Source organism: Methylocaldum szegediense (assembly GCF_949769195.1).
In the GTDB taxonomy this organism is placed as follows: domain Bacteria; phylum Pseudomonadota; class Gammaproteobacteria; order Methylococcales; family Methylococcaceae; genus Methylocaldum; species Methylocaldum szegediense.
Map to the genome: position 1 here is coordinate 1,721,554 of NZ_OX458333.1, position 18,129 is coordinate 1,739,682.

Sequence of the window (18,129 nt, forward strand, 5' to 3'; positions counted from 1 at the left end):
GGAGTCTGAACCATGAAAAATATTACCTTGAGTGCAGATGAAATTCTGATCGAAGCTGCCCGTGAACGTGCGCGCGCCGAGCACACGACCCTGAACGAACAATTCCGCCGCTGGCTGTCGGACTACGTGCGGCAGGAGGGACGAGCCGATGCGGCCGTGGCATTGATTGAGGAACTACGTGGCCGCGTGCGCACCGGTGGCCGTAAATTCACGCGGGACGAAATGAATGAGCGGTGAATTTATCGATACCAAGTCTTTGTTTATCCGTTCGACGAAACCGACGACCGCAAACGCAATATCGCCGAACGGCTGATCCGCACGGCCCTGGAAAAGCGCGGCGCCCGCATCAGCTACCAAGTCGTTCAGGAGACACTGAAAATCTCAACCCGCAAGTTGCCGTCACCCATGACAGCGGAAGAGGCTCAGCGTTTCCCGGACCTAGTATTGGCGCCATTATGGAAAATCATGCCGAGTCCGGCGCTCTACCAGCGGAGCCTCGACCTCCAGGCACGCTACGGCTTTAGTTTCTACGACGCCCTGATCGTTGCCTCGGCCCTCGAATTCGACTGTACCCGCCTCTACAGCGAAGATCTGCAGCATGGCCAGCGGATTGGAGGGCTGACCATCGAAAACCCGTTCAGGGATTAAGAAACCCCTCATGGCAAAAAAGCAAACCCAACTCACCGTCGAACCCATCACCCACGACGAAGCCACCCGCAAGAACACCCCCACGGCCGAATACCAGTCGGTCCTGCGTCAGGATGAGCAAAGTCCTATCCGCGTGGCCTATGAACGCCGCAACCGCGGCCCGGACCCGCAAGCGATCACGACAAGCTGTTCAAGATAACGACAGCCCGCAGAGCGGACAAAACCGTGCAGTTCGATGCACGCGACAAGGCCGAGTTCGAATACCTCTACGACAAACGCTACGAGGACAAGAAAAAAGTCCGCTTCGCCGGGCCGTTCACGGTGGAAAACCTTTCGCCCCACCGCGTGCTGACGGTAGACGAGAACGACGAACTGGTCGACGGCGTCGCTGATCCCGACGGTGCCTACAGCGAGGAGCGAGATTTCGTCCAGATGATCCTGGAAAACCTCAAAACCGCCGGCGTCCAGCAGGCGCACAAGGAGGACAAGATCAACTTCACCTCGTTTACACCCTGGCCCGGTGAGCTGATCTGCGCCGAAGGACGTTATTGGAAGGTAAATCCTCAGAACCTTCTCGATCTTGGCAGGGGCACAGTGAGGGCGAAATCGAAAAGCCCGCCACCATTTTCATAGGCCTCGAGTTTTGCACCGTTTCCCGCCCTGATCTAGTCACTGCTGCCCGTGAAACTACCGGTGCCGGGTTCGACGTGTTCATCGCCTGTACCTTCAATTACGACGCCGATTCCTCAGAATTCAACAGGTTCGGTCGTTTCCCCTTCCTCAAGGCCCGCGTGAACAAGGACCTCTACATGTTACTAGGACCGGAACTATCCGACGTTGACGGCAATGTCGAGGAACGGCGCGGTACGATTTCCGTATTCAACGGCCCCGCCCCTGCCATCTTGACGTTCGATACCCCAGAAGACGAAATCGAAGCGGTCGCGGAGTGGCTTTTGGCCCGAGTCAAGGAAGGTGTCAATCTCCACGAAATCGGCGTTTTCGTCCGGTCGGCGAACGAGTTGGATCGCGCCAAAGCTGCTATTGAGCACGCCCGACTTGCTTTCAAGATTCTGGACGAGCACGTGGAAACAACGAGCGGTCATGTCTCCGTCTGCTCCATGCATTTGGCGAAAGGACTGGAGTTTCGAGCCGTCGTTGTAATGGCCTGCGACGACGAAGTCATTCCGTCACAGGCAAGGATCGAATCCGTGGCCGAGGACGCCGATCTTGAGGAGGTCTACAGCACCGAACGGCATCTCTTGTATGTCGCCTGCACTCGCGCCCGGGATCATCTACTCGTAACCAGCGGCGGCGTTCCCTCAGAGTTTCTCGACGATTTGCGGGGCTGACTGCGGATCTAAAAAACTGGCCCTCAGGTCCTCTTGGCCAGTTCTCACGCAGGACTAAAGCGCCGGACACGCGTGTAAAGCGTGTTGCTTTGTCGATCGAGAATGCCACACCAATGGCGATGACTTCTTCATCCGCAAAGCGTAGATCGGCACGAGGCACGAATCGCTGTCACGGCTACAGCGGCCATCGTGGTAATGATCACACACCTTCAGATGCATCGTATTCAGTTGAGTCTGCCCGTCCTTGGTCGTCTGCCCAAAAGTGTTGCAGTACATTTCTCTACAGAGACACCAGTGGGCTGGCGTCGTCTCTCCGTTAGCCCTTATTTCGCATACAATCCGGAGTCCATGTTTAATACCCGCGACTCACGTACGCCCGGAGATCCACGCATATGTCTGGATGCCGGCGGGCTCGCGAGTTGCCGGAATCCAAGTAACGTTCCACCAATATCATGCAGGAGCACGCTATGAAGCTTTATTACCACCCCTTCTCGCCTTTTGCCCGCAAACCGCGGTTGGCGGCAGCGCTACTGGGAATCGAACTGGAAACCGAGAAGGTGGACTTGTTTGCAGGCGAGGGGCAAAGGCCGGAGTTTCTGAAATTGAATCCGCAAGGCAAGGTGCCGACGCTGACGGACGGCGACTTCTCGCTGTGGGAGTCAAACGCCATCGTCCTGTATCTGGCGTCAAAGGCGGCGAAAAGCCCTCTTTGGCCTGACGACGCCCGTAGCCGTGCGGACATCCTGCGCTGGCAGTTTTGGGAAACGAGCAGTTGGGCGCCCGCTTGCATGGTCTACCTCTACGAAAACATCTTGAAGTCGATGTTGGGCCGCGGCGATCCGGATGCCGAAGAACTGAAAAAGGCAGACGAAAAGTTTCACCGTTGCGCCAAGCTACTGAACGACCACTTGGCGAAGCAGGCCTGGCTAGTAGGCGATTCGATGACGCTCGCGGATATCTCCGTTGCGCCGACGCTGATGCACGCCGAGTCCGCTAAATATCCGCTGGCGGGTTACGACCATATCCGCGCTTGGTTCGACAAGATCCGTCAACTGCCCGCCTGGACGTCGACGGAACCCTCCGCCTGATCAAAGCGGCCGGAACTCTTTCCGGGCTTTGCTGCGGCGGAGAAAAATGAAACCGGCCATACACCCTGCCCGAGCACCCGAGCCAGAAAAAACGTCGGAGAGTCAGACGGCACATCCATGTGCCGTCCCCTTCGGGCGCTTCGCATGCACCCGTTCGCCGGGAGCGAACAGGAACGTGAGAAGAGTGAGCCTCAGGGATGAGGCGAACAGATCGGCCTCGCCACGTTGTGCCTCGCCCTGCTGATGCGTCTGGCGCCCATAGAATGCCGTCGCGCCCCGAAGCACCTTGACGGCATCGGTCACGGCAACAACCGGCGGGAACCGACGACAACGTCAGTCGGGCTGTTACCCGAAACGCTTCGTTATTCGGGCACGCATATCGCTATCGTTCAAGCTCTGGGGATATCGTTTTTTCGCGGCTGCTTTGCGGAGTGTTCGCCGAACGGAAAGGAAAAGCTTTACCGCCGTTCTTGCTGCTTTCGTTCTTTTTGCGGAATTTTCTCTTTGGATGTCGCCGCATCGACCAGCGCGTGGCACTCGCTGTCCTCCGCCAGGCCGAGCTCGATCCAGGGAATCAAGGCCGCGGCCGGGGTCAGCAGCGCACCCAGCGCGATGGATGCCGCACCGCGAGCGATCAACGGCGCAGGCTCGGGATAGGGCCTAGGCTTTTTCAGGCTTCCTTTAATCTTGATCGGATTTCTCGCGCTGAATGGACTCACATCCTTGGGATGGGCTGACAGGCGAAGGTCCAAGTCCTCGGTGGCCAGATTCACCTGGCCTTCCATCAAGACATTGGTATCGGTGGTATCCATCAGGAACAACTGTGTTTTCACCACGCCGTCGCTGACGATGAAATCGGCGATGGTGCAACGGACCGGGATGCTCGGATCCTTGCCGATAAGTTTCTGGAGACTCTCCGCGAAATCGATGCCGAAAATTTCCATCATCAGATTGCTGATGCGACCCTGCTCCATCAGGATCAGAATGCCGCCGTCGGAGTGGGCGGCCATCTCCGCGACCGAGTTCCCTATCGTCGTGAGATGAATCCGGCCGAAAAAGGTACCGGCCGCTTCCTCTTCGAACGGGGTTCCGGCAAGCAGGCGTTTGAACGGCACCTTGTCGATCTTGCCTTTGACTTCGGTTTGTAAGGTGTCGCCGCGCGCATTCAGGGTCACGTTGGAATCGATCGCCCCGAAACCCACGGTGAGCTTTACCGGCTGGATCGTCACCATGCCCCGGTCCATTTTGAGGTGGACGGAAATATCATCCACCGGCACCCATGGCGTCACGATATTATCGCTTCGGAACGTGATCTCCCCGTCGGCACCGCGCAGCCCCTCGACTGGATACGGTTTGTCCGGAAGCAGCCTGGGGCGTTCGGGTTCCTCGGGAGACGGCGTCGGATCGGCACCGAAGATGCCTACGAAATCCTTGAAGTCGAGCTTGCGCGCAACCAAGTCGCCCTGCACATAAGGCCGCTCGTCACGCATCGTGAACATCAGGTCGCCGGTGAGATCGCTGTCGCCGAGACGGCCTTCGAATCCTTTCAGCAACCAACGCTCGCCGTCGCGAGTGATTTTGCCGCTGAACCGATACGGCGGCGTTTCCGGTATCCACATAGGCGCTACGGCGGCCAGTGCCGCGAGATCCGGCCCTTTCGCCTCGAACCGCAAATCCGGACCTTGGAGTTCTAAAGGCTCGGCTACCGTGCCGGATACCTTGGCTTCCGTCTTGCCGTATTTGAGCTCGACGTTAACCGGGAAGGGCCGATCTTTCTGCCAAAGGTCCAGCACCGATCCGCCTCTGACCTTGAGGATGAAGCGTTCCTGCTGCAAACGACCCTCGCCGCTCAGTTCAACCGCCTGCTCGTCCGATGCGCCGACCACCGTCGAGACCTTCATGTCCAGCCGGGTATCCGTGCTCGGATCGAGGAACATCAAGCGGCCGTCCTCGATGGCCAGGCGGTTGATTTTCGGGATCCAGCGTTCGCTGATTTGACCTTCGGCCCGGTCCGGCTCTTTCTTTCGGTCGCCGAACTCCCAATTGGCCATACCCTTGGCATTCCTTTCCAACAGCACGCGGGGTTTTGAGACGCTGACTTCCGGAAGCACGATGCGTCCTTTGAAGAGTTCGGGAATCCGGACCGCAAACGCCAACCGATCCAGAACGAACATATTGGGTTCGCTTCCCCACCGTGCATTGGCCAGTTTGACGTCGTTGATCGTGAAGCGCGGCGTCCACGACCAGTCCGCGGTCAGATCGCCCCTGATAGCGAACTCGCGCCCCAAGGACTTGCTAACCGCCGCGGACAACGGTTCGCAGAGCCTATTAAGATCGAAGAAGGCCAGGACAAAGACGACGGTCAGCACCAGGATCCCGATCAGGGCTCCAAATGCAATAGCGATCCATTTCAAGAAGCGCAGCATGATCGTTCCCTAGAACTCGCGTGACAGGCCATTCAACCATCCGTGCGACCTTAAGTTTAGGACCGCCTTTCTGCAAAAAAGGTCTTGGAACCACGCTTTTCACACAACGATGAAGGCGATTGCTGTCCGACGCGTCACCTTCGAGATAAACATCCTGTAGGGAACTTTTCGTATAGTTTCGAGTCAATACTATTAGCCTCGGTCCACCACAACGGAACAGTTCACACGAGGCATTGCGAAACAAACAAGGAGATAAATCCCTGCTATTGAAAGACTTGGAGACGACTCATGTTTAAGCTTTTCAAGCCGAAAGGTGGTATCACGGCACCCGCCATCCTAGCATTGAGCGCCTTTACGTTGTCGGCAACGGCGGATGAGCTTCCCGTAGAGGCAACCGCCGATATGGTCGAATACTGCGAATCGCTCGGCATGGTGACCGGACACTCAGGCTACGGAAAGCACGGCGGCGTCCATTGGGAGCGAATCGCGAAAGGCCGGGCGCTTCGAAAAGCCGATAGTCTCGGAGCCACCCATATCATTTGGGAAAAGGCCAGACCCAACGGCGCGTTCAACGGTCATGTGACCGGCAGTATTTACGAATGTGAATAAGAGCTCGCCGATTGCGTCGCCATTTTTTGCAAAACCTTTTGGGACTTCCGAGTCACCAAAAGGAGCAAAAAATTGGCGACGCGTGATTGCCTTCGGCGCCCCGGCCGTCCCCGCTCGTCTGGTCCGGACCCAACGAGGGGTCCGGACACCGCTCGCAGATAACTCGACGCCCGGTCGCGATGCCTTGTGTAAGACCTACGACCGCCGCTATCGCGTCGACCTTCGGTCTCACACCCGGCGCTCGGGCTTCCGGGGGCTACTCGACTCGCTCGCTCACTCGCTCCATGTCTCGCAGCGTCCGTGGGCGGTCAAGCGCCGCTCGCGGGGCCCTGTTTTTCCTATCCCTCAAGCCCAAACATCAAACCCACCTCAATAATCTCGAAATACCGGGTTACACGCCAGACCGCCTGATCCGCGCGCCGCGCGAGACCCCGGCGGCTCGATAGAAGACGTGCACGAAAAGGCCAAGTCCGTCCGGCGTTCGCCCGAAATCGAAAAATCTAGGTCCTTATCCTCGACCCGGTTGGCGAGTTTGTCCCGGCTTTCGATAGTGCCGTACGTGTTGAATTTGGATGTCCACGGCAGCATCCTCTTACCCGGACTTCCTGAACAATCCGACCTCAGTAGCGGTAGATCGCGGCAACTCCTGTTCCAGTGGGCATGCGCGCCGAGGGCACGACGACGACCTGGCCGCCGGTCCTCATGACCCACTCCGCCAGATCGTCGAGCAGATCGTCGATCTCGGGGTGAGCCAAATCTTCAAACTCAACCCGGCCGGTCGTGGATTCGATTCGCCCCGGAATTTCGTAGTCGGCGTCGATCAGCAAGGTCATCACCCGACCGGCGACCGCCGCTTCGGCGACCCGGGCCGGATCGTCGCTTCCAAGTCCTTTGGCTTTCGCGGCACCGAACGCCTCCGTCATTTCGGCCAGTCGCGCCAAATAATAAGGTTCGATCGCCCGCCACGCGCGCTCGCGCAATTCCTCAGCCGGCACCGAGTCCGGATGGACGTCGATGCCTTGCTCGAGCAGGAACGGGTTATGGCTGACCCGGCGGAAGAGATGATGGTGTTCCGGCAGCGCCGCCAGCAGCAGGGGCAAGCCGGAAGGCCGCGAATGATGCTCGAGCACGGCACGGTCTACGACCCGAAAGAACCGTTCCGCGTCGAGGTCCACATCTTCCTTTCTCGAGCCCTGGCCGTGGTAAATCGCGGGGCCTGCAGCTCCGGAGCCGGAGGTGGAAGCCGTCAGATGCGGTTCGGTCACCTCCTCGCCGAGAGCCTCGGTAATGGTGCGCGGAACCTCGTCCGCCGGTTCGATTTCGTCCAAAGCGTCGCGGTTTCCCTCGAAAAGCTTGATTTCCTTGCGGTTCAGACCGAGGATCTGATAGCGATCGGCCGACTGAAGGATGCGCAAGAGAGGCTTGGTATGGAAGCTGTCGGCCACCACCGCCAGCTCCGGGACCGGTCGCTGAAGTCGATAGACCAAAAACAGGCCGGGCGAAGCCAGCACGGCGAGTCCGTCGAGGGAATGATTCCAGAACTCGCGGTCGGCGGCCAGATTGCGAAACGGCTCGATGAGCGGCTGAATCTTCTCTTCCGGATAGCCCCGCCGCAAGGAGTCTTCCAGCGTTTTCACCAGATTCCTGAATCGGATCCGGTCCTGCTGGTTATCCGGATGGGACCGGTGAGTGGGCTGGTATAAGGAAAGGCATGGGGGTTCTTGAACGTCGAGGAAGAGCCCGGCGGGGTAATCATGTGCCGTTGAATCCATAAAGCCTCCGAAAACACGCCGAAAATTCCTGGGAGACGCAAGCCGCGTAAGTAGCTAAAGACCAGGACTCGTCGTGATTCGTTCCCTTACCGGCGATTCTACGATACTCGTTCCTTACGGCTTTCCCGCCGCAGCTATAACGCCTGCCAGACGAACCAAAATCCCAAGCCGAGAGAGCCTAAGGCGAGGCCGGCGGCAACCAGCCTGCGGCCGTGCAGCCGGGTCCACAAAAGCACACCGGTCAGACTGAGCAGAATCAGTCCCCCGGCGAGCGTGTCCGCCAGTAGAATCCAGCCGACACCCAGCCCGGCGCCGCGGTGCAAGTTGGTGAGAAAGGCGAAGAAATTCGCTTCGGAGCGTTTTATCGTAACGAAGGCGTTGCCTTCCCAATATTCCGCTTGGACGAAGCGCTGCGGCGTGCGCATGGACACCTGCCAACGCGCCGGCTGGCGCACTTCCATGTCGTTCCAGATGACGGTTTTGCTTGGCTCCTGTCTGATCCTCACGTCCTCCGATGCGAAGTGCAGCGCTTCCGCCAGCCACTGCACCAAAGCCTCGGGGTCGGCAGGACGCGGCTCGGGCAAGCGCAACTGGACCTCGCTCTGCGCCATACGAGCGGCCGGAATCTTCATCTTCTCGTGGTGATTGAGCAGGATACCGGTAGTGCCGAACAACAACCCCAGCGCGGCGCCCCATAACCCTGTCCAAGCGTGCGTTCGGCGCAGCCACTTGATGAACGCCCCGCGCGCGAGGCGCCTCGGAAGGAACAAATAGCCGCCCGAGGGTTTGACGCGAGGCGAGTGAGGCGGAAGACCGAGTTCCGCAGGCTTCATTAAAATCTCACCCTCAGCACAGCATTGGCGGCAATGGGCGAGCCCGGCATGATGTTATTGTTGTTGTGCGCCGACGCATAGTACTCCTTGTCGAACAGGTTTTCGACGTTGACCTGAAGCTGGACGTTGTCGTTGAACGTGTAATAAACGGCGCCGTCGAAGCGGAGGAAGCCCGGTAGTCTGACCGTATTATCGGTGGAGGCATACATTTCGCTGCGATAGACCGCACCCAGACCGACGCCCCAATGCGGCGTGATGTCGTAGCGATTCCAGATCGAAAACGTATGTTCCGGAACCTGCGCCGCCTTGTTGCCTTTCGGAGCGTTGGCCGACAAGCTCTCTGTGATCTCGGCATCCTGGTAGGAATAGCCGCCGATCACACGCCACTGATCGGTGATTTCGCCGGCCAGTCCCAACTCAATGCCCCGGGTACGCTGACCATCGACCAAGAATGACACCGTGGGGTCGTTGGGATCGGTAACTGCGACATTGAGACGATCGAGCTGATAGAAAGCGAGGGTAGCCGACAGATTGGGAAGGATATCCCACTTCGCGCCTACCTCGTAGTTCTTGAACTCTTCCGGCTTCAACGACTGATTGCTCAGCGTGAGCGAAGCCAGCTGGTCGCCTGCGCGCGGCACATAGGCCATGCTGTAGCTCGCATAGATGGAGAGCGAATCCATCGGCTTGAAGATCAAACCGCCGCGCGGCGACCACAAATCGTCATTGGAATAAAAGCTTTGGCCGTTGCGCTTGTTGCGGAACTCGACCTCGAAGTTGTCATAGCGCAATCCCGCCACCAGCTGCCAGTGCTTGGTGATCTCGATCTGATCCTGGAAATAACCGGCGGCGATGGTCGCAAGACCGTGGTTGCTCGCGTCCGTCGCGCTCTGCCTGAAGGTCACGGGACCGGTATATCTCGGATCCGACACCGGAACCCTGACCGAGGTCGCATCGGGACCTACCGCCGTGAAATAGCCGGTCTGGCGGAAGTTGTCGGTTTCCTGATGCCCGAACTCGGCGCCGGTCAAGACCGTGTGCTTAAGCGGTCCGGTCTCGAACTCGAACGTCAGATCGGTCTGATTGAAGAAATTGTCGCGATGGGTCGCGTTGCTATAGGCCGAGATCGAGACCTGGTCGCCTGTAGCATTGACCGCTCCCGGAAAGATGTTCTGGTAGAACTTGTCGTAGATGGCGTAACGGGTGCGGTTGCGGAATTTGATCCCGTTCCCGAAGTCGTGATCGATCAGAGCGCTGAACGCGTCGACGTCCACCCAGGTCGGGCTGCGCCTGGGATCGCCGAAGAACGTGGATACGTCGGTGTCGATGGGACGGCCCCGGAACGAAGGAATGCCGCGGTCTGCGACACGGTCGTCCTCGAAGCGTTCATAACCCAAGACCACTTGGGTGTTATCGCCCAGGCGCAAGGCGATCGTCGGATTAACGCCCCAGCGTTCGGCATGGAAACCCTCGCGGTAACTGCGAGAACTCTCCCACATGCTGGTGAGGCGAACCGCGAAATTTTCGTTGATAGCCTGACCGAAATCGCCGGTCAGACGGAACTTATCCCAGGATCCGATCTGAAAACTCGCCTCGCGGGGATTCTCCCAATTCGCCTGCTTGGTGACCCGATTGATCAGACCGCCGGCGGCGCCACGGCCGAAGATCATCGCATTGGGACCTTTCAGTACCTCGACTCGATCGATGTTGTAAAGATCACGGAAATACTGGACATCGTCGCGTATGCCGTCGACGTACAAATCGCCGGTTGTCTGGTTGCCGCGAAAAATCACCGCATCCCGGTTCCCTTCGCCTTGCGACATCACGACGCCAGGCACATAGCGGACCGTATCGGCGATGCTCTGCATGTTCTGGTCCTTAATCAGCTCCTGCGTGACGACGGTGATCGACTGCGGAATATCAATCAACGGCGTTTCGGTCTTGGTCGCCGACCGGATACGCTTGGCCACATAACCTACCGTTTCGCCGTCTGGCTCTGGCGCTTTGCCGACCACTTTGATTTGGTCGAGCGTCGTAATGTCCTCCTCGGCTGCCAGGGCACTATCGGCCGCGCACGCCAGGGCGAGGGCGAGAGGCGTTCCCGCAAACGCCGTGTATCGAAGCCGGTATTTATTTTTTCTTGTCATGGATGTTTGCCCCCTGAGATATGGATTCGAATAGTTGAGTCATCGAGCTGTCCATTAATGCTCGGTTTCGTTCGGATCGGAGATGAAGCCGATACGTGTCACACCGGCGTTGGCCGAGGCGGCCAAAACTTCGGCGATGATCTGATATGCGGTCGTTTTATCAGCCCTGAGATGCACCTCGGGTTGAGGCTGCTGCTGCGCTGCCGCGGCAAAGCGATCCCGCATCCCTGCCCGGTCGATCGCTTCGTTGTTCCAGAAAATTTGTCCGGCCGCATCGATCGACAAATCGATGTGTTCGGCCCGGTCCGCACTCGGCTGGCTGGCCGCTTTCGGTAGGTCGATCTTGACCTGGTGGGTCAGCAAAGGCGTCGTGATCATAAAAATGACCAGCAAGACCAGCATGATGTCGATGAGCGGAATCATGTTAATCTCGGCCGAGGGGCGCACACCGCCCTGCCCCTGGTTGAAGCTTCCGAACGCCATCAGGCACCTCCTACGATCGCCTGGCCGACCTCGTCGCTTAGCGCATGGGGTTCGGTTCCGACACATTGCGCGCCGGTCGTCAGGAAAGCGAACAGATCGTGAGCGAACGCATCGAGCTTCGCCAGCAGCACCCGGTTGGAACGGGCGAAGGCGTTGTAAGCCAATACCGCCGGGATGGCCACGGCGAGCCCGGCACCGGTCATGATCAAGGCCTCCCCTACTGGACCCGCGATCTGATCGAGGCTCCCCTGCCCGCTCATGCCGATTTTCACCAGAGCGTGGTAAACACCCCAGACCGTACCGAACAGACCAACGAAGGGCGCAGTACTGCCGACAGACGCGAGTACGGTCAGGCCCCATTCGAGCGCCGCGGTTTCTTCATCGATGACCCGGCGCATGGAACGCGTCAGAAACTCCGCCGCCGTGCCCGCCTCGTTCAGCCGCCCCGCACCATGCCGAGCATATTGACGGGACGACGCTAGCGCGTGATGAGCGAGACGCGAAAACGGTTCGTCGGGACGACGCTTTTCCAGCTGCGATTCCACGGCATGGAGGGACGAGGCGTTCCAGAACGACTCCAGAAAACGCGCCGTCCGCCGGCGCGCGATCAACCCCTGCAGACTCTTCGCCACGATGAAATACCAGCTCGCGACCGACATGGCGACAAGAATCGCGAAGATCGCCTTGCCGACCGTGTCGCTCTGCGCGAGGAAATGGGTCAAACCCAAGGTTTCTGTCGTCTCCATAGGACTATCCTTCGAGTGTGAACGAAATCGGGACCAGCACCCACGCCGGCACCGGCCGATCGCCCTGGCGGGCAGGAACGAATTTCCATTGCTTGACGGCCTCGAGGGCAGCGGCATCGAGCCGGCCGAACCCGCTGGAGGTGTGGACGCTCACCGTCTCGGCGCTGCCGGCGGCGTTCACCAAAACACGGAGAACCACTTTGCCCTGTTCCCGCTGACGACGGGAAAGAGCCGGGTAGACCGGCGCCGGTTTGCGGAGATAGGCCACGTTGAAATGCGGTGGAGTGACGGGAGCCGGCGCCGGTTCGGATCTGGCCGATGCCGCTGCCCTCGAGGTCGGCGCTGTTTCGGTCGAAGCTTCAGGTGGAGGCGGCGTTTGTGCCGCGGTCGCGTGGTGCACGGCGGCTTCACTGGGCGCCGACAAAAGCGGTGAACGCTTGGCCGGCAGACGGATCGGTTTCGGTTTAGCTTGCGCTTTCGGTTTTACGGTCTTGGGCTTGACCGGTTGGGCAGGCGTCCGTACCGCCTGGCGCGCTTCGGTCTGCGGCTCCGCCATGGAAATCAAATCGATCACCACAGGTGTCGCCCGAGGGCCAGATGCCGCCGGCACCGCCTCGCCTTTTATCAAAATCGGAAGCACCGCGGCATGCACCACCACGGCCCCCAGTACCCCCACGGTGCGGATTCCGCGATACCGACCGGCTTTCAAAATACCGGGCGAGAATAGACCCGGTGCCAAAGCGGCTGCGCACATGGTGTTACCTCACAACAAACGCGTAACTGAACCGAATCCTCGGCTGGCTATGTACGCCATGAGGCTCGCTGGCTGGCGACGATGGTCTGCAATCGGTAGCTTAGAAGCATAAGTGTTCCCTCTTAGTGTCTTTCAGCGGCGGAACGGATATCCTCTGTTGCAAATGATAGACATTATCATTTGTATTGACAACACCGTTGCCTAAAACGGATTCCGGCTGGGAAAAGAATGGCCTTTGGACGTGTTGAAAGAAGTCGGGCCCGAACCAATGGGCCCAATGGGAATCTTTAGGCGATCTGTAGGGTCATAAGGAACAAAGAACCCAAAAATCCGCACTGGGGTAACCAAGATGATCAGCGAAGACCTCCCCCCGATCAGGACTGATGGATTCGAGTTCATCGAATACACCGCCCGGGACACCCAAGCCTTGGCGCGACTTTTCGAGCGGATGGGATTCGAGGCTGTGGCCCACCACCGCTCAAAGGATGTCGTGCTGTACCGTCAGGGCGAAATCAATTTCATCGTCAATCACGAACCGGGGAGTTTCGCGCAGCGCTTTGCCGAACGGCACGGACCTTCCATCTGTGCCTTCGCGATCCGAGTCGAAAATGCCGCCTGGGCGTTCCGGCGCGCGCTCGAACTGGGCGCGAGGCCGTCCGCAAGTGAGGCCGGGCCCATGGAGCTCAATATTCCGGCGATTCGCGGCATCGGCCGGAGTCTGATTTACCTCGTCGACCGCTACGGGGACCGCTCGATCTACGACGTGGATTTCGTCCCGATCAATGATAAGTTTGAGGCGCCGTTCGGCGTCGGTCTGACCCGCATCGACCACCTGACCCATAACGTGCGGAAAGGCCATATGGACGAGTGGGCCAAATTCTACGAGCGCATCTTCGGTTTCCGGGAAATCCGCTATTTCGACATCCACGGAAAAGCGACAGGGTTAAAATCGCGAGCCATGGCAAGCCCTTGCGGCAAGATTCGCATTCCCGTCAACGAACCCTCCGATCCTAAGTCGCAGATCCAGGAATACCTCGACCTCTATCACGGCGAAGGCATACAGCATGTCGCGCTGGCCACGGACGACATTTACACCACCGTCGAACGGCTTCGTGAAAACGGTGTCCGCTTCATGGACGTTCCCGACAGCTATTACGAACGCGTGGACGCCCGCGTCCCCGGTCACGGCGAGGATATCGAACGACTCCGGCGGAATCGGATTCTCATCGACGGTCTGCCGGGAGGGGGCATCGGGCTGCTTCTCCAAATCTTCACCGAAACCGTGATCGGGCCGATTTTCTTCGAAATCATCCAGCGCAAGGGCAACGAAGGATTCGGCGAAGGCAATTTCCAGGCGCTGTTCGAAGCGATCGAGGACGATCAGATCAAACGGGGGGTAATCTGATGTTCCGTTGGATTTCGTTGCCGAGAGTCGAGGGTGTCGCCGCCCGTCAGGCTCATACCGATCTGCCCGATGGCACGTTCGAGCGCGAATTGGGACGGGAAGGTTTTTACGGGCCTTCCACGCAAATGCTCCACCGCCATCCGCCGACCGGGTGGGTCAACATCGAAGGTCCGCTACGGCCGCGTGCATTCGACACCAACCAGCTCACCGAAACCAGCGTTTCGCCGTGGGACGCCACACCGATACTGGGCAATCTGCACGTCAAGATTCGGTGCTGGCACACCTATTCCGCCATGGACCATCTGGTTCGGAACGCCGACGGCGACGAGTTGCTATTCGTCCACGAAGGCTCCGGGCATCTCTATTGCGACTACGGCCATCTCGCCTTTTCCGAGGGTGATTATCTGCTGATTCCGCGAGGTACCCTGTGGCGCATCGAAACCTCCAGAATGGCGGTTTTTCTCGTGATCGAAGCGTCGAACAGTAGTTATCGGCTGCCCGAAAAAGGCATCGTCGGCGCCCACGCCGTGTTCGATCCGGCGATCCTGGACACGCCTAAGATTGACGAAGCATTTCGCGCCCAGCAATCCGAGCGGGCCTGGCGGGTGCTGGTCAAACGGAGGGATCGGCTCAGCGCCGTAACCTATCCTTTCAATCCGCTCGATGCAGTCGGCTGGCAAGGCACGCTGATGCCGGTCCGTCTCAATTGGCGAGATATTCGCCCGCTGATGAGTCATCGCTATCATCTTCCGCCTTCGGCCCATACCACGTTCGTCAGCGATCGCTTCGTCGTCTGCACGTTCTGTCCGCGCCCGCTGGAAAGCGATCCGGGCGCGCTGAGGGTGCCCTTCTACCACAACAACGACGACTATGACGAAGTCATCTTTTATCACCGAGGACAGTTCTTCTCCCGCGACAACATCCATCCGGGCATGATGACCCTCCACCCCGCGGGGATTACCCACGGCCCTCATCCCAAGGCGCTGGAAGCGGCGAAGACGCGCTCGCGCGCCGAAACCGACGAGGTCGCGGTAATGATCGATGCCCGAGATGCCCTCGAAGTGGCCGACCTGCCGCGGGGAGTCGAGTGGGAAGGCTACGTGGATTCCTGGAAATAGACATGAAACTCGCATCGCTGAAATCCCATGGTCGCGACGGAACCCTGGTGATCGTCGACCGCGACCTGAAAACGGCATTCCCCGCCTTGGAATCCGGTTTCGCCACTTTGCAATCGGTATTGGAGAACTGGGAGGATGCCGCTCCCGCTCTGGAAACCACATACCGTGCCCTCAATCAGCGCGACCTCGATGCGCTTCCCTTGAAACTGGACGAACTGGCGTCACCCCTGCCGCGAAGCTATCAATGGCTGGACGGCAGCGCTTATTTGTCCCATGTCGAACGGGTGCGAAAGGCGCGCGGAGCCCCCATGCCACCCAGCCTTTACACCGATCCTCTGATGTATCAAGGGGGCTCGGCGGCTTTCCTCGGGCCCCGAGACCCGATCCGACTGCGCGACGAAAGCTGGGGATTGGATTTCGAAGCGGAAATCGCCGTAATCACGGACGATGTGCCCATGGGCGTCACCGCAGAGGAAGCGGCTTCACACATCAAGCTGCTGATGCTGGTCAATGACATTTCGCTGCGCAACCTGATCCCGCAGGAACTCGCCAAAGGCTTCGGGTTCCTGCACGGTAAACCCGGCCCCGTCTTTTCTCCGGTCGCGGTGACGCCCGGCGAATTGGGAGACGCCTGGGACGGCGGCAAGATCAACCTTCCATTGCTGACCTACCGGAACGGAACGCTTGTCGGCCAACCGGAGGCCGGCCAAGGCATGCAATTCGACTTCCCTGCTCTGATCGCCCACGCCGCCAAAACCCGGCCGCTGCCCGCCGGCACGATCGTCGGCTCGGGTACCGTCAGCAATCAGGACGTCGGCCGAGGTTATTCTTGTATCGTCGAAAAGCGCGTCCTCGAACAAATCGAATTGGGCGAAGCCAGGACGCCTTATCTTCGGTACGGTGAGACCGTTAGGATTGAAATGCTGGACCGGAACGGCCGCTCCGTTTTCGGCGCCATTGAACAGCAAGTGCTGCCGTCGTGATGGGCGTGGAGCTATATACCTATTTCCGAAGCTCGGCCGCTTACCGGGTTCGCATCGCCTTGAACCTCAAGCGGCTGTCTTACGGGCCACGGTTCATACATCTCGCAAAGGGCGAACAGCATCGCCCCGACTATCGGGCGATCAATCCGCAGAAGCTGGTGCCAGCTCTGGTGGATAGAGGAACGGTATTGACCCAATCTCTGGCGATCATCGAGTATCTGAACGATACCTACCCCGAGCCGCCGCTGCTGCCACGCCGCCGGGACGAACGGGCTTATGTCCGCGCACTCGCCCAAATCATCGCCTGCGACATCCATCCCTTGAACAATCTTCGGGTACTCCGCTATCTCGAGCACACGATGGGCCAGGATGAAGCGGCCAGGATCGCCTGGATTCGGCACTGGATCAGGGAAGGTTTCGAAGCCTTCGAAGCCCAGCTCGAGCGCCATGAACTCAGTGGCCGCTTTTGTTTCGGCGATATGCCCACGCTCGCCGATATCTGCCTCGTACCGCAAGTCTTCAGCGCCCGGAGGTTCGGCTGCGATTTGAGCGATTTTCCGAAAATTCGGGCGATCGACGAAAACTGCCAAACGCTCGCCGCGTTTCGCGACGCGGCACCGGAACAGCAGCCGGACGCTGAGTAAGGCGTCCGCAGACTTGGCAGGTATCTGCAAGCGTTGTCGTTACAGCGCGGGCAGTACCGGATTGGCACGGCGACCGATCAACTCTGTATCCCACATGGAACGACGTCTTCAGAAATTTGGAGTGTTCTTCACGGTCAAATAAGTAATTCCCCTTCTTATCTCGTGCGGAGGTCCTATGATAGCCGTCGCCGACTCCAAGCTCGCGCGCTACGCCGAGGAGCATCATCTTGCGGGTCTCACCGCTCCGACGCTGGAAGCACTTGCGGCAAACCGGCCCGGGTACTCGGTCGACAAAGCTCATCGCTTTCTCGCGTTCCAGAGGCGCATCAATACCGAATTGCTACAACACCGCATCATCACCGAGAACCGCTACACCGCCTGGTTCCGGCGGGGCGAACAGAGTTTCGAGCAAGTCCGCGCGTTCATCGTCCAGTTCTCGGTATTCTCGAACCAGTTCCTGGTAGCCCAGTTGCACAAGATGATCAACGCCGACACCCTGGAAGGCATGCGGGCTTCCAAGGAAATTCTCGCCAACGAAATCGGTGTCGTCTTCAACGCTGGTCGGAAACCGTTCTCCGCGCGCGATCCCGACCAGGAGGTAGATCCCGAACTGGTGTCCACCGAGGGTACGGTGGAAGGCGGGGTGTTCCATTTCCGTGCGGCGCATTTCGAATGGCTGCTACGAATCGCCGAGAAAGTTGGGCTTGGATTCCAGGACCTGGGAAGCCGCAGGCATGGCACCCTATCCACTCTCCATTTCTGCGATGAACTGATCCGTCTCTACGGCAACGAGAGCTATGCTATCGCCCAGGCCGCGAGCTATGCCGTGGAAAACTGGGCTGCGGCCGGCTTCTGGCAGGAGCTGATCGATGGTTTGAATCGCTATAACGCCCGCACCGGTTCGAAACTGCCGCTCGCCTTCTTCACCTGGCACGACCGGCTTGAAGCCCAACACGCCCAGCATACCCAGGAAGAGCTGGAAGAACTCTATTTCACCCGAGATATCGACGAGGACGACTTCATCCGCTACGGCAACGAAATGCTCGACGGCGTGGCAATCTTCTGGGACGGACTGGACGAACAACGGCGGGAATTGGCGAACTTCGCGTAGTTCACACCCGACG

At 59.0% G+C, this 18,129-nt stretch carries 19 protein-coding genes; 12 read left to right on the forward strand and 7 right to left on the reverse strand.

All coding sequences use genetic code 11. The features are described 5' to 3' along the window. Positions 1-12 precede the first annotated feature (12 nt). The 6 genes from QEN43_RS07325 (at position 13) to QEN43_RS07350 (ending at position 3,085) form a co-directional block, all read left to right on the forward strand. A complete protein-coding gene (locus tag QEN43_RS07325; RefSeq protein WP_026610132.1) occupies positions 13-237 on the forward strand; it encodes a hypothetical protein in 225 nt (74 codons plus the stop codon). Beyond that, positions 238-648, forward strand: a complete 411-nt coding sequence (locus QEN43_RS07330) for a PIN domain-containing protein (protein ID WP_156912704.1) — start codon at positions 238-240, stop codon at positions 646-648. 10 nt (positions 649-658) lie between these two features. Continuing rightward, on the forward strand, positions 659-847 hold the full coding sequence (locus tag QEN43_RS07335) for a hypothetical protein (RefSeq protein ID WP_026610131.1): 189 nt from the start codon (positions 659-661) through the stop codon (positions 845-847). A gap of 26 nt (positions 848-873) precedes the next feature. Continuing rightward, a complete protein-coding gene (locus tag QEN43_RS07340; protein WP_026610130.1) occupies positions 874-1,281 on the forward strand; it encodes a hypothetical protein in 408 nt (135 codons plus the stop codon). Between the two features lie 74 nt (positions 1,282-1,355). Then, the gene (locus QEN43_RS07345) at positions 1,356-1,997 is read left to right on the forward strand and encodes a 3'-5' exonuclease (RefSeq protein ID WP_026610129.1); all 642 of its coding nucleotides are present in this window, start codon (positions 1,356-1,358) and stop codon (positions 1,995-1,997) included. A 467-nt stretch (positions 1,998-2,464) separates the two neighbouring features. Beyond that, on the forward strand, positions 2,465-3,085 hold the full coding sequence (locus QEN43_RS07350) for a glutathione S-transferase family protein (RefSeq protein ID WP_026610128.1): 621 nt from the start codon (positions 2,465-2,467) through the stop codon (positions 3,083-3,085). Between the two features lie 458 nt (positions 3,086-3,543). Here the strand turns inward: QEN43_RS07350 and QEN43_RS07355 are convergent, their stop codons facing one another. After that, a complete protein-coding gene (locus QEN43_RS07355; RefSeq protein WP_317963892.1) occupies positions 3,544-5,511 on the reverse strand; it encodes an AsmA family protein in 1,968 nt (655 codons plus the stop codon). 288 nt (positions 5,512-5,799) lie between these two features. Between QEN43_RS07355 and QEN43_RS07360 the strand changes: the two genes are divergently transcribed. Then, positions 5,800-6,120 (forward strand): hypothetical protein, encoded by a 321-nt coding sequence (locus tag QEN43_RS07360; RefSeq protein WP_036268173.1) that lies wholly within the window; start codon positions 5,800-5,802, stop codon positions 6,118-6,120. A gap of 620 nt (positions 6,121-6,740) precedes the next feature. Here the strand turns inward: QEN43_RS07360 and QEN43_RS07365 are convergent. The 6 genes from QEN43_RS07365 to QEN43_RS07390 all read right to left on the reverse strand — a co-directional run bounded on the left by QEN43_RS07365 (position 6,741) and on the right by QEN43_RS07390 (position 12,855). Further along, the gene (locus QEN43_RS07365; RefSeq protein ID WP_026610124.1) at positions 6,741-7,892 is read right to left on the reverse strand and encodes a baeRF3 domain-containing protein; all 1,152 of its coding nucleotides are present in this window, start codon (positions 7,890-7,892) and stop codon (positions 6,741-6,743) included. A gap of 134 nt (positions 7,893-8,026) precedes the next feature. Continuing rightward, positions 8,027-8,725 carry a PepSY-associated TM helix domain-containing protein gene (locus QEN43_RS07370; RefSeq protein WP_026610123.1) on the reverse strand — a complete coding sequence of 233 codons (699 nt, stop codon included), beginning with the start codon at positions 8,723-8,725 and terminating at the stop codon, positions 8,027-8,029. Next, positions 8,725-10,872, reverse strand: a complete 2,148-nt coding sequence (locus tag QEN43_RS07375; protein ID WP_084161852.1) for a TonB-dependent receptor — start codon at positions 10,870-10,872, stop codon at positions 8,725-8,727. The genes QEN43_RS07370 and QEN43_RS07375 overlap by 1 nt, the downstream gene beginning before the upstream one ends. A 54-nt stretch (positions 10,873-10,926) precedes the next feature. Next, positions 10,927-11,355: an ExbD/TolR family protein gene (locus QEN43_RS07380; protein ID WP_026610122.1), complete on the reverse strand. Its 429-nt coding sequence runs from the start codon at positions 11,353-11,355 to the stop codon at positions 10,927-10,929. After that, the gene (locus QEN43_RS07385) at positions 11,355-12,101 is read right to left on the reverse strand and encodes a MotA/TolQ/ExbB proton channel family protein (protein WP_036268171.1); all 747 of its coding nucleotides are present in this window, start codon (positions 12,099-12,101) and stop codon (positions 11,355-11,357) included. Before QEN43_RS07385 ends, QEN43_RS07380 begins: the two co-directional genes overlap by 1 nt. A 4-nt stretch (positions 12,102-12,105) precedes the next feature. Beyond that, the gene (locus QEN43_RS07390; protein ID WP_026610121.1) at positions 12,106-12,855 is read right to left on the reverse strand and encodes an energy transducer TonB; all 750 of its coding nucleotides are present in this window, start codon (positions 12,853-12,855) and stop codon (positions 12,106-12,108) included. A gap of 349 nt (positions 12,856-13,204) precedes the next feature. Between QEN43_RS07390 and hppD the strand changes: the two genes are divergently transcribed. From hppD to QEN43_RS07415, 5 genes are all read left to right on the forward strand, one after another. Beyond that, entirely contained in the window at positions 13,205-14,260 is a 1,056-nt protein-coding gene (gene hppD / locus QEN43_RS07395; protein ID WP_026610120.1) for a 4-hydroxyphenylpyruvate dioxygenase, read from the forward strand. Next, entirely contained in the window at positions 14,260-15,378 is a 1,119-nt protein-coding gene (locus QEN43_RS07400; RefSeq protein ID WP_026610119.1) for a homogentisate 1,2-dioxygenase, read from the forward strand. The genes hppD and QEN43_RS07400 overlap by 1 nt, the downstream gene beginning before the upstream one ends. A 2-nt stretch (positions 15,379-15,380) precedes the next feature. Beyond that, positions 15,381-16,361, forward strand: coding sequence for a fumarylacetoacetate hydrolase family protein (locus QEN43_RS07405; RefSeq protein WP_026610118.1), 981 nt, complete (start codon positions 15,381-15,383; stop codon positions 16,359-16,361). Continuing rightward, positions 16,361-17,005 (forward strand): maleylacetoacetate isomerase, encoded by a 645-nt coding sequence (gene maiA, locus QEN43_RS07410; protein ID WP_235726568.1) that lies wholly within the window; start codon positions 16,361-16,363, stop codon positions 17,003-17,005. The genes QEN43_RS07405 and maiA overlap by 1 nt, the downstream gene beginning before the upstream one ends. A gap of 175 nt (positions 17,006-17,180) precedes the next feature. Next, positions 17,181-18,116, forward strand: a complete 936-nt coding sequence (locus QEN43_RS07415) for a hypothetical protein (RefSeq protein ID WP_036268170.1) — start codon at positions 17,181-17,183, stop codon at positions 18,114-18,116. The last annotated feature ends 13 nt before the right edge of the window (positions 18,117-18,129 follow it).

Bases quoted from the DNA above. Each gene is read 5' to 3' on its own strand.
- hppD (WP_026610120.1), top strand. From the start codon at position 13,205: ATGATCAGCGAAGACCTCCCCCCGATCAGGACTGATGGATTCGAGTTC.
- QEN43_RS07355 (WP_317963892.1), bottom strand. From the start codon at position 5,511: ATGCTGCGCTTCTTGAAATGGATCGCTATTGCATTTGGAGCCCTGATC.
- QEN43_RS07405 (WP_026610118.1), top strand. From the start codon at position 15,381: ATGAAACTCGCATCGCTGAAATCCCATGGTCGCGACGGAACCCTGGTG.
- QEN43_RS07400 (WP_026610119.1), top strand. From the start codon at position 14,260: ATGTTCCGTTGGATTTCGTTGCCGAGAGTCGAGGGTGTCGCCGCCCGT.
- QEN43_RS07415 (WP_036268170.1), top strand. From the start codon at position 17,181: ATGATAGCCGTCGCCGACTCCAAGCTCGCGCGCTACGCCGAGGAGCAT.
- QEN43_RS07380 (WP_026610122.1), bottom strand. From the start codon at position 11,355: ATGGCGTTCGGAAGCTTCAACCAGGGGCAGGGCGGTGTGCGCCCCTCG.
- QEN43_RS07350 (WP_026610128.1), top strand. From the start codon at position 2,465: ATGAAGCTTTATTACCACCCCTTCTCGCCTTTTGCCCGCAAACCGCGG.
- QEN43_RS07335 (WP_026610131.1), top strand. From the start codon at position 659: ATGGCAAAAAAGCAAACCCAACTCACCGTCGAACCCATCACCCACGAC.
- QEN43_RS07325 (WP_026610132.1), top strand. From the start codon at position 13: ATGAAAAATATTACCTTGAGTGCAGATGAAATTCTGATCGAAGCTGCC.
- QEN43_RS07365 (WP_026610124.1), bottom strand. From the start codon at position 7,892: ATGGATTCAACGGCACATGATTACCCCGCCGGGCTCTTCCTCGACGTT.
- maiA (WP_235726568.1), top strand. From the start codon at position 16,361: ATGGGCGTGGAGCTATATACCTATTTCCGAAGCTCGGCCGCTTACCGG.
- QEN43_RS07375 (WP_084161852.1), bottom strand. From the start codon at position 10,872: ATGACAAGAAAAAATAAATACCGGCTTCGATACACGGCGTTTGCGGGA.
- QEN43_RS07370 (WP_026610123.1), bottom strand. From the start codon at position 8,725: ATGAAGCCTGCGGAACTCGGTCTTCCGCCTCACTCGCCTCGCGTCAAA.
- QEN43_RS07385 (WP_036268171.1), bottom strand. From the start codon at position 12,101: ATGGAGACGACAGAAACCTTGGGTTTGACCCATTTCCTCGCGCAGAGC.
- QEN43_RS07360 (WP_036268173.1), top strand. From the start codon at position 5,800: ATGTTTAAGCTTTTCAAGCCGAAAGGTGGTATCACGGCACCCGCCATC.
- QEN43_RS07390 (WP_026610121.1), bottom strand. From the start codon at position 12,855: ATGTGCGCAGCCGCTTTGGCACCGGGTCTATTCTCGCCCGGTATTTTG.